Here is a 14,921-nt window from a genome sequence, read left to right as displayed (position 1 = left end):
TCTCCTACGAGTAGATAAAAAACGGCCTGATACGCCGGTAAAAAGCTTCCGCTTCTTTTTCAAATATGCTGCACACTTCGGCTGAGGAAGAGGCTGTCCGCAATAGGTTGTCTCCGCCGAGCCGGTCTATCGACGCTGAAATGTTCCCCTCCGCGGCGGTTGCTTCCGCAGGGGGTAAAAATCGGAAATCATCGGGATAGGCGGTTTTAACGGCAAATAAGAGCGTTACGCCCGTTTTAACCGGCTCGAAGGCTTTGTGGTCGGTGATAAAAAGCTGTATGCCGCGGCATGGCGCGCCTACATATTTGGAGGCGGAAGGGGTAAAACGGGCGGGTAAAAAATGTACGCCGCGTAACCCTGCCGCATTCATCGTATCGGCAAGTTTTTCCCCCTCTATGTACGGAGCGCCGATAAGGGTAAACGGATTTGCCGTACCTCTGCCTTCCGATACATCGGTTCCTTCAAACAGCGCGGTACCCGGATAGGCGAGCGTATTGTCAAAGTGCGGTAGGTTGGGGGATGGCGGTATCCACACGCGATCGGTTTCGGTAAAAAGCATATCGCGGCGCCAGTGTTCCATCGGCACAATGTGCAGTGAGCACCTCAGCTGTTCCTCGGTATGTACCATTCGTGCAAGTTCGGCGGCGGTTAAACCGTACCGGATACACAGCGGGTACATACCGACAAAACTTTCAAAGTCTTTTTTTACGATGTTACCTTCCGTTTTAACGCCGCCGAGCGGATTAGGCCGGTCGAGAACGATAAAATCCTTACCGTGAGCCGATGCTGCCCGTATTGCGAGTATCAATGTAGAGATGTAGGTATAAAACCGGACGCCGACATCTTGAATGTCGTACACTAAGGTATCGATATTGACCAGCATGTCGGGTTTAAAATCTTGCCCGTCTCGCCGATAGAGGCTGTAGAGCGGAATACCGGAAACAGATTTGTTCTCGCCTTCCCATACCGTGCCGGCATCTTCGCAGCCGTAAAGCCCGTGCTCCGGTGCAAAGAGGGCGCGTACCCTATACCGTTCAGCAAGTATTTTCCACGAAGGGATAAAATCTTTAGAAAGACCGGACAGCGATGTGATAACGCCGAGCTTTCTCCCCTTAAAAAGAGAATCGAAATTATGTATCCGGTCTATTCCGTTCAATACCATAAAATATTAACACAGCGCAAAAACCGGCGGATCCTACTGCTTTGTTTTAATGCCGAGTTTTTCTGCAGCGCGGGTATGGTCGATTTTTGCAAGTTTATAATAATCGGGCGGCAAATGCATCGCCATCGGTCCTTCATATTGAGCAATGATCTTTTCGAGTATGGTATATGCATCCTTCCATTGATGCCGTTTGATATGCAAGTGTGCAATTTCATATTGAGCGGCGATGCAAGCGCTTTCATCGTCGGCAAAACGTTTCAGTATAGTTTCATAATAGACACGTGCAGCGCGGTAGTTACCGGAATCGAAGGCTTCTTGCGCTTTTTGTGTTAAATCCGCTGCGCTTGCCTCTTCCGGTATTTCGGATTCTTTAGGGACAGTCATGCACGAAGCAAGACAGAGCGCCATAATCGCACAGCATAAATATATAGTATGTTTTATCTTCATATTACACACTCCTTGTATTGATAAATAATGCTTTGGGAATCTCCAAAGTATGAGTTTTTAGATGCCCGATTGTTAGTCGCGCATGATGGTAATTTCGACGCGGCGGTTTTTTGCCCTGTTTTCGGCGGTATCGCTTGGTGCAATAGGACGGGTTGCTCCGTATCCGGCAGTTTGCATTCTATTTGCTTCGATGCTCCGTTTTGCAAGTTCTTCTGCAATTTTGTCGGCTCGTTGAAGGGAAAGAATACGCTCACCTTCAGGGCGGTTAAGATCTGCCGTATGACCTTCGATTAAGAAGTGCGTATTCGGGCCGACTTTTTTAAGCGCTTCTGCAATTACATCAATACGGCCTGTTTCGTCGGGAAGAATTTCAGGCGAATCCGCCACAAACCGGATATCATACATGGTAATTTTGATAATATTTTTAGGCGCTTTGACGGCGATGTTTTCCGGTTCGCGGTCGAGGAAGAATTTTTCTATATCACGGTACATAAAATAGAACTGTTCATCGACGAGCGGATATGTCGGAGAAACCTGTAACGTGTCTTTATCACACACAATAACAATCTTTCCTTGGCGCAGCAGCTCGATATTTTCTTTTTTGGCTAGAATTCGCTCCGCATCCTCGTTGCTGATGATAGGATCAGTTCGGTTATCGCCGAAAACGCCGCGTGCAATAATTCTTAAAGGTTCCGTGCCGATCCTGTCCCGGTACTCGCTTTCATCCAATGTACCGGTATACAAAACAATGCCTTGTTTTTTTGCCTGAGCGGGATTAACGATGTTTTTCTCGTAAATCAGATTCATATTTTTATTCCAGATTTTCGGAAACAGACAAGGATTGAGTTGCTCACTGGAATACTCGCCATGTACGGGCAGCTGACCGCGGGCATCGATTAAAATGCCGGTGTATACCTTACTCGCTGTACCGAGGGGAAAAAACGAAGGGGTATACGGCGCATTGTGTTTTACAAAGAGATTGGCAAGTTCCTGTAAAGGATTTTGATGATAAACAATAGCCGTCTGTAATTCTTGAGAGAGAATAGGCGCTGTGCTTTTACCGTTGTTAATAACAGTATTTATATCGGTGAATGAAATTTTTTCTTCTGCCAGATAGTTGCCGACCCTGTGGGAAGAATCCACTAATATGGAAAGATAGGCATTCTTTAAGAGAGAAGAGCGGTTCTGCTGGATAAGCCGTATTGCCGCATTTCTATCGGTCGGCAGGTACAACCCGCTTTTATTTAAATCTAGTGTGATTTTTGAATCTACTTGAGCTGTTTCCCAGTTTTGTACTGTTTGGGATTCCATCCCCGACGGATAGCCGTAGCAGAAAACTGAAGCAAATAAAACGAAAACGGTAAGGGAAAATGAATGTTTCATAGATACGTCCTCGTTACAGTATCGGCACTTTTAGGGTATTCCCTAACTTGAGGACACTGTTTACCGTCAGATTATTCTTTTGAGCTAAAAGTTCGACTGAAACCGAATATTTTAATGCGAGCGACCACAGGGTATCGCCCTGCCGGATGGTATGCGTGCCGTCAAAATTTCCCGCCTGTGCAACACTCTTGCCCGTATACGCCCCGACTGATTTTAATGCAGGAATCAAAATAGTCTTTCCGATTTTCAGCGTTTCCGGTTTAAGGCCGGTGTTATAATTCAAGATACTTTGAACGCTGACCCCATAGTGTTTTGCGAGCGCATAGAGCGTGTCGCCCGATTTTACACGGTACTGATAGTATTTTATCAGCAACTTATCCGATTGGCTGAGCACCGTTTGCGCCGCTTCGGTATAAGCCGAAGGGAGACGCAGCTGATATTTGATACTCGGCGGTGTGATAAAGTAACGGAGCGAGGGGTTGAGTTTTCTAATCGCTTCGGATTCAAGGCCGAGTTCCTCTGCAAGTAGCCGCACATCGATTGCCCGTTTGATTTCAATTGTGGAAGTAGGTTGATGCTCTTCTGTCTTTCCCCAATCGATGTTCAGCTCATCGCTGCGGGAAAGTATTTCTGCAATGGCAAGGAATTTGGGCACATAGTAGAGTGTTTCTTTTTTTAAGTAACCGTGTTCTGCAAGGTACCAATAGTCTGCCTTGCCTCCTTTTTTGATCGCTGCTCGTATTGTTCCCACTCCGCTGTTATAGGCAGCGAGTGCAAGCGGCCAGTCATTGAATTGACTGTAATTCCACTTCAGCTTTTTGACCGCAGCGACACTCGTTTTCCATGGATCCCGCCGCTCATCAACCCAATCGTCGATATGGATGTTAAAGCCGCCGACACTGTTCCTCATAAATTGCCAAATTCCGACGGCGCCCGATTTTGAAGTTGCCGTTTCAAAAAAACCCGATTCGATGACAGGCAGGAACAAAAGTTCTGCGGGCATATTTTCGGATTCGAGCAACCCAATGATAAAATCGCGGTACGGAGCAGAACGCTTCATGATTTTTGAAAGGTAGTTGTAGCCGTCGGCACACATATACTGCTTACGGAATTTTTCGATTAACGGATGATCATGAGGAACAAGGGTACTGTGTAAAAACGTGTTGCTTTGAAAACTCTGCAAAAGGGGTTTATTTATATACGTCTCTGTGTCCGCCCCTATCGGCTTTGGTTGGATATTCGCATAGATAGGGAGAATACACAATGTCCCCGCTATGATGCCGACGCAGAAGTGTTTTATATGTAGTTTTTTACCGGTTAAATGCATCCTTAAACTTTTTCTCCATAGTAGATACCTGCCCACTCCCAGCGGCCGTGGATTGCCGGATCGGCAGGGAAGTTTATTTTCCTAAAGTAGAGGTACCATGTACGGACATATTGGTTCCAACCGGAAGTCCTTAAATAAGCTTCGTAAGGAGTGGAGGATGGATCCAGCTCGGAGGCAATACTGATCGCGCTGCCGTACATAAAATCCTTTAGATTCGTATCGGGCTGTTGTTGCGTATCGGATAACTCCTGCTTCCACGACATTGCAAAGAAGTTAACCTTTGAGCGGCATCGTTCCAATGTCGCATAGTCCCTTGCACGAATCGCCGTTTTAATAGTCTTTACAAGATCATCAAGAGTATTGAACGTCCAGCTTTTTGTCGAAGCGCTGTAGTCGACAATCTTACGTGCATAGCCGTAAGTGTCGGGAATACCCGGAATAATAACATCAAACCGGTGCAGATCTAAAAATTGCGTATAAGCTTGGATTGCAAGCTGCCATTCCCCTTGTTTTTCATAAGCCTGCGCGAGCATAAAATATGCTTGCGCAGGATCGAACTCATTATAAAAATCGGTTAAAAGCCGAGAATAATAAACAATCGATTTTCTGCCGGTTCCTGCAAGCTCTATCAGATTTTTTAGGCAGAGTAAGTGGATTGACTGTCCGTTCACCGTCATATCGGAATAATTTTGAACGGCATATTCAAAATAATACGCGGCAATAGCGTCCTCTTGGGCTTCCCGATACGCTGCCGCGAGCCGTAAAAGAAAGTAGGCATTATAGGGATTGTCCGGTTCCGCGTCAATAACGGACTGCAGGAACACTGCCAGTGATTTTATTTTATGCTCAGCTTGCAAATGAGAAGTAATTTTGTCGATAAGGGCGAACCGTATTTGAGCATCCTGCTCTTTTTCTAATAAAGCGACCAACGTTTTTTGTTCTTTGCGGTGTTCACGTAAGCCGGTATAGAGATAACCGAACCGATCGTGAGAGCAGGAACAGCATAAAGCGCCGACACAAACTGCGAACCAGCTAAGCAGGTACTTTTTAAACCGTATCACGGTGGGCATACTATCACAGCCATTGTATATTGGCAAGACTGCAGCGCAAGCACAGCATTCAATACGCGAACTTGTTCAGGCATAAAATGCATAAAGATTTTTCAGATGATGCTTGGTTGGATTATACATATTGGATAATGCAAGACAAAAAGACGCTGAAGAAAATTAATAAACTTCTTGCTGATATTGAACGAAACGGTAATGATGGGATAGGACATCATGAGCCATTAAAAGAAAATTTAAGCGGATATTGGTCAAGGACAATAGATGAGAAAAATAGGCTTGTGCATAAAATAGAGGATGGACTTATAAAAATTATTCAATGCAAAAATCATTATGATGTAGAAGAAAACCTAACATAGTTTCCAAAGCCGACAAACGGCCAAGCCGTTTGCGGTTTAAAACAATGTTGAACGGACATGCGCGTCCGTTCAACGGGCGGCGGAACATCCGCCTGTCGTCCGGCGCACAGCGCCGTTCAACACGCGAATTAAGCTGACGGCAAAGCTCACTACATATAATTTTTCCTTTTTTGGGGGATGATAATGAAAGCTAAAATTGGAAATAATGGAGCGCTTAAGTGAATTATCGGTCGATGATTCCTTGATAGTATCTTTTTTTGACGATTATATTGAAGAAACCAACATGGATACAAAATATGTGTATCTGAAGCAAAAAGAATATGCATTGAATCTTACACAAGAAGACAGGCGGAGAGATGCTGTAAGAGCTTTTCTCTGCCCGTTTTTTTTGCAGCAGAGGTTACGATTATTTCATCCTTGCTGCATTCAAAGAAAGATGCAAGGGCAAGGATCTGCTTTGCCTGTTCATTTTTACTGAGCTTATCGGCTTTGGTTACCGTCAAGACAGCGGGTATGTTGTATTCCCTGAAAAACTGCAAGGTTTGCAGTTCTATTTCAGCAGGATCCCGCCGGATATCCATCAATAAAAATACCGTTTTAAGTGTGGAGCGGGTTGTGCAGTAATCATACAGCATAGCGTCAATCCGTTTCCGTTCCGCTTGGGATACTTGCGCAAAGCCGTAGCCGGGTAAGTCGGCAACGCAAAAGGATTCCGCACTTGGCTGCTTTCCTGCCGGAGCATTCACCGCAAAAAAATTGATTTCTCGTGTCATGCCCGGCTTTGAGCCTGTTTTTACGAGGTTCTTTCTATTAAGGAGCATGTTTATCAGCGAAGACTTTCCCGCATTGGAGCGTCCGAAAAAAGCAAACTCGGGAACGCCTATCTGCGGGAACTGTTTACTGTTAATTGCCCCTTTGATGAACTCGGCGGATACGATCTTGAGCATACCGGTTGTGATAATTCCCTCAGCCTATTATAGTCCGAAGAGGCGGGCGTAGGCGGCGAGTTCGGGCGGCATATCGTGCGATAAAACTTTTTTGGCAAGTACCTTACCGAGCTGGACACCTTCTTGATCGAAACTGTTGACATTCCAGATAAAGCCTTGGAACATTACCTTGTTTTCGTAATGAGCAAGCAGCGCACCGAGCGCTTCCGGTGTAAGCGCCTTTCCGTGGATAAGACTCGACGGGCGCCCTCCGGCAAAGCTCTTATTCGCATTATCATCCTGTTTGCCGCATGCAAAGGCGGTAATCTGCGCGACAACATTGGCAAGCAGCTTTTGCTGGCTGGTAGAGCCTTCCACGGTAATGTCTTTCCCGTATTGACTTTCTTCAAACCCGATAAACTGGAGCGGCACGATATCGGTGCCTTGGTGCAGCAGCTGATAGAACGAGTGCTGCCCGTTGGTGCCCGGTTCCCCAAAGATAACCGGTCCTGTTTTATAGTGAACCGGTTTGCCGAAGCGGTTCACCGATTTTCCGTTGGATTCCATATCCAGCTGCTGCAGATGAGCTGGAAAGCGGGAAAGCGCTTGGCTGTAGGGCAGAATGGCGGTGCTGCCGTAGCCGAGAATATTCCGTTCATAGACACCGATGAGCGCATCCATAAGCGCGGCATTTCCGGTATGGCTCGGTTCGAGGGCTTGCTTATCCGCAGCGGCGGCTCCGGCAAGGAGGGCGTCAAAGGTATCCGCCCCGAATGCCAGCGAAAGCACCGCACCTCCGCATGCAGAGGTGGAAGAGTACCGCCCGCCGATAAAGTCATCCATATAGAAGGATGCAAGGTAGGATGGATTATTGGCAAGCGGACTGCTTTCGCTTGTTACGGCAACCATTTGCTTTGCAGGGTTTAGTCCCGCCTCCTGCAAAAATTGCCCGACGAAGCGTTCGTTGGTAAGCGTTTCGAGCGTGGTGCCGCTCTTTGAAACCAAGATAAACAGCGTCGTTGACAAGTCTAAAGCGGAAAGTACCGCCGCCGCATCGTCAGGGTCTACATTCGATATAAAGTGAGCGCGAAGCTTGAGCTTATTATGCCGCTCTCCCCATGCTTTAAGCGCAAGGTACAACGCGCGCGGCCCAAGGTCTGAACCGCCGATACCGATCTGCACGACATCGGTGAAGGGCTTACCGGATGGAGCGGTGATGGAACCGTTCCTGACCGCTTCTGAAAACTCACGCACCTTTTCCTGCTGCTCAAGATAAAAGGTTCGCATATTTTTACCGTTGTAGATAACATCGTCCCCAAGCTGTCCGCGCGTAAGATGATGCAGGACTTTCCGGTGTTCTCCGGTGTTGACTTCTTCGCCTGAAAGGAGCATCTCATACTTCAACTTTACTTGCTGTTCGTTCGCAAGCACGCCAAGCATGGTAAGGATCGTTTCGTCCACTTGTTTTGCAGCATAATTGTAGTGCATACCGGCCGCCATCGGTATGGAATATTGTTCGATTCGGTATGCGCCGCTGTCTCCTTTCATCAATTGCGTGATGTTCGGTATTGCTGCTTCCTGCAAATCGCGAAACAGGGAACATGCATCTAAGTTTTTCCACATAATCGTCTCCTTTATAGCCGTTTCCTACAGGTGGTAATCTCTAAAAACTACAGCTTGTAGAGATGTCTCAATAAAACGCCGGTGCACGGAAGATTGATTTTCAGCGATATAGTAGGAAGAAATTTACTGCGTATTCTTCGGTATCGATGTACCGTCATGGGCAAGGTGCTTTTCTTTTTCAAAATGAATGAGCGTAAAGAATAATATCCCCACCAGTGAAAGTCCGATGAGCGTTACCAGCGCCATAAGTCCTTGTGAAATAACCGCAAGCGTTACGAATATATCTATAATGATCTGTAAAATCATCACAGTAACCAATGCCCCTCGCGGCGAATAACCGATAAGCATCAGCTTATGATGAAGGTGCAGCCTATCACCTTCCCGTATCGGTTTTTTATCCCGTATCCGTCGCCAAATTGCAGCGATCATATCGAAAATAGGCAGCATCATAAAAATAATTGCAAAAGGGAGTGCTGCAGTTTCATATCCGTCGTTTCTGGGTACCAGCGGGAGTATTGCAAGCACAAAGCCGAGGAATTGAGACCCCGCATCGCCCATAAATATCTTCGCTTTAGGACGGGAAAGATTAAAAAATAAAAAACCTATAATCGCAGCGGCCAATATGATGCAGGTATAAATCATAGAAAAATGGGGAGATGAGTCTTTGAAAAATAGGATAATATAGCTGATCAGCAATGAAACGCTCAAACAACCTACCTGTCCGTCGATGCCGTCCATCAAGTTTACGGCATTAGTAACCCCTGCAATCCAGAGTATCGTTATCGGATAAGCAAAAATACCGAAGGGGATGAAAAGGCCGAGAGGGCCAAAACTGATGCGGGTAAAGCGGAAGTCGGCATACGCGACGATACCGGCGGCAATTAATTGAACAATAAGTTTATAGATAGCCCGCCAATTTTTTAAGTCATCCCAAAGCCCCATGAAGAAAATTAAGCAGCCCCCGACGATAATGGCCGTGAATTGGCGGGTTATAACGATATTGCTTGGAAATTTGAAGTAGACGATAAAGACGCTCAATGCAAAGGCAGAAAAGAAACCGACACCGCCTAGTCGCGGAATTTTCCCTGTGTGTATTTTTCTACCGCCGACGTCATCGTATAAATTGTGTCGTTTTGCAAAAAGAATCACAAGATATACAAAAAAGGCTGATATGGTACAGGGTATTAGCATTGTGAAAAGGATAAACTGCATATTTGTCAGTTGCATTAAAACCTCAACAGGAACATTATTAACTTTTTACCTGTGTTCAGAGAAGCTGCAAATCATTGGATACGCAAAACTCTGTAGCTGCTATGATAGCCGATTAAGCAGGAACATACAAGGTATCGGGAAAAGCTCAATCGGCTTGTGGCTTGCAGCAGGGTTTAATCTCCTTTGTTCGGTGTAAAGAACAGGGGATTAAACCCTCCAGCTGAATAAACAGCCCAACAGGAATTATTTATTCTTTTTTTGATCCGTATTGGAGTTGGAATTTGAAATGCCGCGCATTACTTCGTAGGCTCTGGTTCTTACCGGCGTTACATAGCTATAGTTATTTGCAATGCGCATTACCGTTTCAAACATATCCTTTTTGTTTATAATTGAGCCGGACATCTTTTCAAAGGTATTGAGTATTTCAAGTGCGAGAGAACTCGTCGGATTAACCGTATCGAATTTACGAGCAATCCAGTTAATCATATTGAATACTTCATCATTGTCATTTTTTCCGATTTCGCCGAGCGATTTTACTGCGGCTGTGATAACGGATGGTTCGTTGTCGGTGTACATGACAGTGACCAATGTATCCTTAGCTTTATCGGTTCCCATTTGCCCAAGCAACTCACATGCGCGGCGTCTTATATCCGGATAGTTATTTACGATTCTGCCATCTTCTCTTACAACGGTTGAAAGACCTTCGGTTGCTAACGTACTTAAAGCCACCTGAATGTCTTCCGATTGACGCCCCTGATTTAATGCATCTTCAATGTATTGTAAGGCAACACTCTTCGAATCGCGTCCTTCAGCGGCAACCATTTCCTTAATCATAACGCCTTCAATTGAATTGAGGTATGCCTGTTCGACGGTAATCATACTGTCGGACTCACTGCCCTTATCATTTTTCTTTGCAGCGTCTTTATTTTGTGCGCAGATAAACGGAGCTGTAAGCAGTCCTAAAGCCAGTGATAGTATCAATAATTTGTGCCGCATGGTAACGACCCCCTTCCTTTGTTCAAAGTTGGTATTTACTGGAATACCGGCTTATTGTCAGTTATTTTTTTGCAAGTGTCAAGAGGTCGATAGTTTTAGATTTTTCAAAATACGTTTGACCTGATCGTAGTGTAAGCTTTGCTTGACAGGTGCATAACCGCAGGATATAGTTTTTAGAGATGCCCTGATATGTGTGCCGAGGAGTCAGCTCTGCAAAATTCTACAGATATATGTTCTATATGTTCCGTAACGGCGGCGTTCGATTATACTCGAACGGCCCCCTGTATTGTACGGGAAACCGCTCATTGGGCGGTTGTGTATAAGCCCCCGCATCTTCCCACCGCGCCGCTTCGAGCAGATGAACGCAATACGCTGGTGTACTGGTTTTTGCATAGCGCTGAGGCAAAGGGGAATGCCCCGTCCGATGATAACCAAACCGATGCACTCGTTAATGCTGCGCAGAACGATGTGCAGGTTCCGCTTGCCGAGGTGCAGGTACGCGGTAAAAAGGCGATCGAGGCAGGACTGCTGCACCGGCTCGACACGGATACGCGGGGTCTTGTGCTTTTTGCAAAGGATCAGGCGGTATATGATTTTCTTGCTGCCCGGCAGGAAGCGGGGCGGATGATCAAAACTTATTGCGCGTTCGTAGAGCCGACTTTATCCCCTGAAATAGATAACGGGCATGGTTTCGATGTAACGGAGTTGTCTAGGCTGAAAAAGCTGTCTGTCGCACAGAGGAGAATGGCTGTACAGGAGCAGATAGCTGCGCAGGAACGGATAGCCGCAAAGTTACCGCTTACGCTGGAAAGTCAATTTAGGAATTTCGGCCCCGGCGCAAAAAGGGTTGCTCCTGTTTTTTCTGCTTCACGGCATTACAAGAAAGACGGGCGGCTGTACACGACGGTCATCGAAGCGGTCGATATGCTGCCGTCCTCGATCGGTGGAAACGATACGGTAGCTCAAATTGCCTGTGAATCTTGCCCGTCTCAAACCGGTGCAGAACGTCGCCTGATTCGCGTGCGCTGCCGCCTTTCCCGCGGATATCGGCACCAAGTGCGCGCTCATCTGGCTGCAGCAGGGCTTCCGATTGTAGGCGACCCTCTGTATGCGCCGCAGGGAGCGGAAGCTCCACCGGTGAGTTTGCAGCTTTACGCGGTCAGCCTTGAGTTTCCCGATCCTGAAAACCCTCAGCGGAATATACTCGTTGCGCTTCCGCCGCCAGATAGAATGAACCCGTAATCAACAGCGGCCGATTTTCGGTAATGCTTTGGGTAAAGGCCTTCTTTAATATCGCGTTAAAATCCTCGCTCGCTTCCATTACAACACTGTTCTCATTTTCGAAAACCTGCGTAAATGCGCCGACGGTTTTTTCTAAATTGCCCTTTTTAAACGAGCCCGGCACGGTGAGGTAGAGGTGCGCAATGTTGCCGTAGAATATCGGCGCAAAACCGGCGGGGTGTTTGTCTGCGGCGCAGGCAAACACCAGTATCGGCTTGGTCTTCGGTGGTGCGTCGGGTATGGACTGAGTATCAGAGTATGCGGGTATAGTGCCGGATACGGGCAGGGTACCGGAGTATGCGATTGAAGGGGCAGCATGAATTGCTGAGCGGCCGGAATGTACGGATGTACTGTCGTTATAGGGAATCGAAGCGCCGGATCCGTTGTTGAGGAGAGAAAAAAACGTGTCTGCGCAAGTCCGTATGCTGTTATGCGTATGTGCGCCATCGAGGACAATTAAAGGCTTGGTACTTAAAAGCTGGAATCGCGCGGGGAGCCATGCCTTTGAAAGCCCGCTTTCGATTAAGTCTTCCGGTGCGTCGGGAAAGCGGTATTTAAAAGCGGCGGCAGCGAGGGCAGCGTTCTCCGCCTGTACGGGCGTAAAAAGCGGGAGTATGGTGTGCAGCGGACGCTTAAAGAGCGCCCCTACCGGATGCGCGGCGGAAAAGCGGATGGTAACTTCGCGGCCATGCGGTGTGAGCCGGTGTTCAATCGTTTCGATAAAATCGGGTAGATAAAAAAACGGAGCATTGAGTGCCGCCGCCCGTTCTTTGAATACTTCAAGCGCGGAAGGTTGCTGACGTGAGCAAAAAACGGGACACCATGCTTTAATGATGCCCGCTTTTTCCGCCGCAATGAGCGGAATGGTATGACCGAGATATTCGCAGTGCTCAAGCTCGATCGGTGTCAGCACGGTTAGTTCCGGCTGTACGATATTGGTAGCGTCAAGCCTGCCCCCCATGCCGGTTTCAAACACCGCCCAGTCGAGTTTCTCTTGTCGGAACAGCACAAAGGCAGTCAGCGTTACCAGCTCGAACCAGCTCGGTTGCGGCTCGCTCTCCTTCCCGATATAAGGTTGTATGCCCTCTCGTACGGTACGAAACGCTTTAAGATAGGCGGAATTATCGAAAAAACGGCCGTTTTCCGTTATCCGCTCGCGGAAGTCGTTTACATGGGGAGACGTGTAGAGGCCTGTCCTATAACCGGCTTCGGTGAGCAAGGCTGAAAACATCGCCGCAACGGAACCCTTTCCCTTTGAACCGGCAATGTGTACAGTTTTATACGCTGTTTGCGGGTTGGAAAAAAGCGCTGCATAGTAGCCGATAACCTCAAGCGAAAAGGTCTTTTTATGCGGCCGTTTTTCAAAGTTAATGAAGCCGTCAAGCCATCGATAAAAATCGTTGAAATTTTTTTGATGCACTATGGGTGTTGAATTCGTATCACCTGTTTTGTTCATGAGGAGTGCTGCCGGTTTTCATGCTCCAAAAGTAAGGTTTTAGAGAGAACATCGCATAGTTCAGACGGTCCGAAATATTGAATAGGACCGGGGAAAATATAGGCAGTTTCTACCGCCCACCGTTCCCGCTGCGCCGCAAAGGTTTTAAACGGCTTACCGTTCAAATCGATAACCGTCTTTTTGATAACCGGCTTCTTCTCTCCCGAGCGCAATTCCATATCCATCAGTTTGGTTAACGGAATGCCACAGGGTTTCCATTCGATGGGCGGCGCTGTGAGGTTGTATACCGATGCTATATAGCCGGTCAGTCCGTTCGCAATCAGCAAAAAGATTGTTCTGCCAAGGGCATAGCAATAATCCGCATCAAAGTTTGAAGGGAATTCCGCCCGCCCTTCATATCCAAAGAAGTGAGCCTGTGCACTGAACTTCCCTGTATAGGTTCCTTCTTTTTTCAACTCGGCAAGCCGGTTTTTTACTAAGCCGATCAGCAGGTGCTCTGTTTCTATCCGCGACACTTGCAGATTGCCGTGCGGGTCTCGATCCGTTAAAAATTCCGCGGCAATGTCCTCCGGCATCGAGGCAAACAAGGCGGCTGATTCGGGATTAATGTGTTGCTCTACCCACGCTTTTTGTTGTTTAAAAGTTTCAAGCGTGTTAAATGCATCGGGATACTGCGCCATCGCTGCGTTGAGTTCTTTGATGAGCTGTTTCATCTCGGGGATAAATTCGATAACACCTTCGGGAATAAGCACGACACCGAAGTTCTCCTTACGGTTTGCGCGCTTTATCACTGCATCGGCGATTATATCGGTGATCTGCTTGAGGGTCATTTTTTTTTCGGCAACTTCTTCGGAAATCAGGCAGATATTCGGCTGGGTACGGAGCGCACATTCCAGAGCGATGTGGCTGGCAAATCGACCCATCAGTTTGATAAAGTGCCAGTATTTCTTTGCCGAATTTGCGTCGCGGGCGATGTTGCCGATAAGATCGGAATATATCTTGGTTGCCGTGTCAAACCCGAAAGAAGTTTCCAGCATATCGTACTTTAAGTCGCCATCGATGGTTTTAGGAACGCCGATAATCTGCGTTGCAATGCCGTGTTGCAAAAAATATTCTGATAATATGGCTGCATTTGTGTTTGAATCATCGCCGCCGATAATGACCACTGCATCAAGCTCCATCCGCTTTACCGTTGCTATCACTCCGGCAACTTGCTCGGGTGTTTCGATTTTTGCACGCCCCGAACCGATCATATCAAAGCCGCCTGTGTTCCGGTATCGATCGACAATCTCTCCGGATATTTCGATAGCGTTTCCGATAATCAATCCTTCCGGCCCACCTAAAAAACCGAATAACTTGGAGCCGGGGTTTGCCTTTTTTAGACCGTCGTATAAGCCTGCTATGACATTATGTCCGCCCGGCGCTTGTCCGCCCGATAAAATTGTTCCGACCCTGAGCGGTTTTTTGTCAATATGTGCTGTTCCCTTGACAAAATGAATAACCGGTTTGCCATACGTGTGCGGAAACAGCGGTTTTATCTCCTCTGCATGTGCCATGGATGTTGTCGCTTGTCCTTTTTGCATTGCAATCGATTCAATCGGTTCCTCGAGAATAGCGGGGAAACGCGGCGTATATGTATACCGCGCTTTGTGTAACTGAGATACGGTCATAATAAGCCTCCCTGT

Annotated in this window: 13 protein-coding genes; 2 read left to right on the top strand and 11 right to left on the bottom strand. The window is 47.2% G+C overall.

All coding sequences use genetic code 11. From position 1 onward, the window contains the following. Positions 1 to 4 precede the first annotated feature (4 nt). The 5 genes from HGH47_RS10435 to HGH47_RS10415 all read right to left on the bottom strand — a co-directional run bounded on the left by HGH47_RS10435 (position 5) and on the right by HGH47_RS10415 (position 5,389). Positions 5 to 1,162 (bottom strand): exo-beta-N-acetylmuramidase NamZ family protein, encoded by a 1,158-nt coding sequence (locus tag HGH47_RS10435; protein WP_212564661.1) that lies wholly within the window; start codon positions 1,160 to 1,162, stop codon positions 5 to 7. Positions 1,163 to 1,195: 33 nt separating this feature from the next. After that, positions 1,196 to 1,609, bottom strand: a complete 414-nt coding sequence (locus HGH47_RS10430; protein ID WP_212564662.1) for a tetratricopeptide repeat protein — start codon at positions 1,607 to 1,609, stop codon at positions 1,196 to 1,198. A gap of 72 nt (positions 1,610 to 1,681) precedes the next feature. Next, positions 1,682 to 2,992: an OmpA family protein gene (locus tag HGH47_RS10425; RefSeq protein ID WP_212564663.1), complete on the bottom strand. Its 1,311-nt coding sequence runs from the start codon at positions 2,990 to 2,992 to the stop codon at positions 1,682 to 1,684. Positions 2,993 to 3,005: 13 nt separating this feature from the next. Further along, a complete protein-coding gene (locus HGH47_RS10420) occupies positions 3,006 to 4,319 on the bottom strand; it encodes a LysM peptidoglycan-binding domain-containing protein (protein ID WP_212564664.1) in 1,314 nt (437 codons plus the stop codon). Between the two features lie 2 nt (positions 4,320 to 4,321). Further along, positions 4,322 to 5,389, bottom strand: coding sequence for a tetratricopeptide repeat protein (locus HGH47_RS10415; RefSeq protein ID WP_432912233.1), 1,068 nt, complete (start codon positions 5,387 to 5,389; stop codon positions 4,322 to 4,324). Positions 5,390 to 5,466: 77 nt separating this feature from the next. On the opposite strand from HGH47_RS10415, the gene HGH47_RS10410 reads away from it, so the two are divergent. Further along, entirely contained in the window at positions 5,467 to 5,742 is a 276-nt protein-coding gene (locus HGH47_RS10410) for a Txe/YoeB family addiction module toxin (RefSeq protein ID WP_212564665.1), read from the top strand. A 332-nt stretch (positions 5,743 to 6,074) separates the two neighbouring features. Here the strand turns inward: HGH47_RS10410 and yihA are convergent, their stop codons facing one another. The 4 genes from yihA to HGH47_RS10390 form a co-directional block, all read right to left on the bottom strand. Next, complete coding sequence (yihA, locus tag HGH47_RS10405) at positions 6,075 to 6,689, bottom strand: ribosome biogenesis GTP-binding protein YihA/YsxC (RefSeq protein WP_432912230.1); 615 nt, start codon at positions 6,687 to 6,689, stop codon at positions 6,075 to 6,077. 27 nt (positions 6,690 to 6,716) lie between these two features. Continuing rightward, the gene (locus tag HGH47_RS10400; protein WP_414162738.1) at positions 6,717 to 8,291 is read right to left on the bottom strand and encodes a glucose-6-phosphate isomerase; all 1,575 of its coding nucleotides are present in this window, start codon (positions 8,289 to 8,291) and stop codon (positions 6,717 to 6,719) included. 123 nt (positions 8,292 to 8,414) lie between these two features. After that, positions 8,415 to 9,518 carry an MraY family glycosyltransferase gene (locus HGH47_RS10395; RefSeq protein ID WP_432912227.1) on the bottom strand — a complete coding sequence of 368 codons (1,104 nt, stop codon included), beginning with the start codon at positions 9,516 to 9,518 and terminating at the stop codon, positions 8,415 to 8,417. 228 nt (positions 9,519 to 9,746) lie between these two features. Continuing rightward, on the bottom strand, positions 9,747 to 10,499 hold the full coding sequence (locus HGH47_RS10390) for a HEAT repeat domain-containing protein (RefSeq protein WP_212564666.1): 753 nt from the start codon (positions 10,497 to 10,499) through the stop codon (positions 9,747 to 9,749). Positions 10,500 to 10,688: 189 nt separating this feature from the next. Between HGH47_RS10390 and HGH47_RS10385 the strand changes: the two genes are divergently transcribed. Then, on the top strand, positions 10,689 to 11,741 hold the full coding sequence (locus tag HGH47_RS10385; RefSeq protein ID WP_212564667.1) for a pseudouridine synthase: 1,053 nt from the start codon (positions 10,689 to 10,691) through the stop codon (positions 11,739 to 11,741). Here HGH47_RS10385 and HGH47_RS10380 read toward each other — a convergent pair. Then, positions 11,659 to 13,236, bottom strand: a complete 1,578-nt coding sequence (locus HGH47_RS10380; protein ID WP_432912222.1) for a bifunctional folylpolyglutamate synthase/dihydrofolate synthase — start codon at positions 13,234 to 13,236, stop codon at positions 11,659 to 11,661. The genes HGH47_RS10385 and HGH47_RS10380 overlap by 83 nt on opposite strands. Further along, positions 13,233 to 14,906 (bottom strand): diphosphate--fructose-6-phosphate 1-phosphotransferase, encoded by a 1,674-nt coding sequence (locus tag HGH47_RS10375; protein WP_212564668.1) that lies wholly within the window; start codon positions 14,904 to 14,906, stop codon positions 13,233 to 13,235. The genes HGH47_RS10380 and HGH47_RS10375 overlap by 4 nt, the downstream gene beginning before the upstream one ends. Positions 14,907 to 14,921: the final 15 nt, after the last annotated feature.

Origin of the sequence: Treponema sp. OMZ 805, assembly GCF_050937395.1 — a bacterium.
In the GTDB taxonomy this organism is placed as follows: Bacteria; Spirochaetota; Spirochaetia; order Treponematales; family Treponemataceae; genus Treponema.
Note: the sequence above shows the minus strand (reverse complement) of the source record. Positions and strands in the feature narration are given on the sequence as shown.

What these genes read in the sequence shown, in the direction of transcription:
- HGH47_RS10435 (WP_212564661.1), bottom strand. Translation starts at nt 1,162, where the DNA reads ATGGTATTGAACGGAATAGACCGGATACATAATTTCGATTCTCTTTTT.
- HGH47_RS10430 (WP_212564662.1), bottom strand. Translation starts at nt 1,609, where the DNA reads ATGAAGATAAAACATACTATATATTTATGCTGTGCGATTATGGCGCTC.
- HGH47_RS10425 (WP_212564663.1), bottom strand. Translation starts at nt 2,992, where the DNA reads ATGAAACATTCATTTTCCCTTACCGTTTTCGTTTTATTTGCTTCAGTT.
- HGH47_RS10420 (WP_212564664.1), bottom strand. Translation starts at nt 4,319, where the DNA reads ATGCATTTAACCGGTAAAAAACTACATATAAAACACTTCTGCGTCGGC.
- HGH47_RS10415 (WP_432912233.1), bottom strand. Translation starts at nt 5,389, where the DNA reads ATGCCCACCGTGATACGGTTTAAAAAGTACCTGCTTAGCTGGTTCGCA.
- HGH47_RS10410 (WP_212564665.1), top strand. Translation starts at nt 5,467, where the DNA reads ATGCATAAAGATTTTTCAGATGATGCTTGGTTGGATTATACATATTGG.
- yihA (WP_432912230.1), bottom strand. Translation starts at nt 6,689, where the DNA reads ATGCTCAAGATCGTATCCGCCGAGTTCATCAAAGGGGCAATTAACAGT.
- HGH47_RS10400 (WP_414162738.1), bottom strand. Translation starts at nt 8,291, where the DNA reads ATGTGGAAAAACTTAGATGCATGTTCCCTGTTTCGCGATTTGCAGGAA.
- HGH47_RS10395 (WP_432912227.1), bottom strand. Translation starts at nt 9,518, where the DNA reads ATGCAACTGACAAATATGCAGTTTATCCTTTTCACAATGCTAATACCC.
- HGH47_RS10390 (WP_212564666.1), bottom strand. Translation starts at nt 10,499, where the DNA reads ATGCGGCACAAATTATTGATACTATCACTGGCTTTAGGACTGCTTACA.
- HGH47_RS10385 (WP_212564667.1), top strand. Translation starts at nt 10,689, where the DNA reads ATGTGTGCCGAGGAGTCAGCTCTGCAAAATTCTACAGATATATGTTCT.
- HGH47_RS10380 (WP_432912222.1), bottom strand. Translation starts at nt 13,236, where the DNA reads ATGAACAAAACAGGTGATACGAATTCAACACCCATAGTGCATCAAAAA.
- HGH47_RS10375 (WP_212564668.1), bottom strand. Translation starts at nt 14,906, where the DNA reads ATGACCGTATCTCAGTTACACAAAGCGCGGTATACATATACGCCGCGT.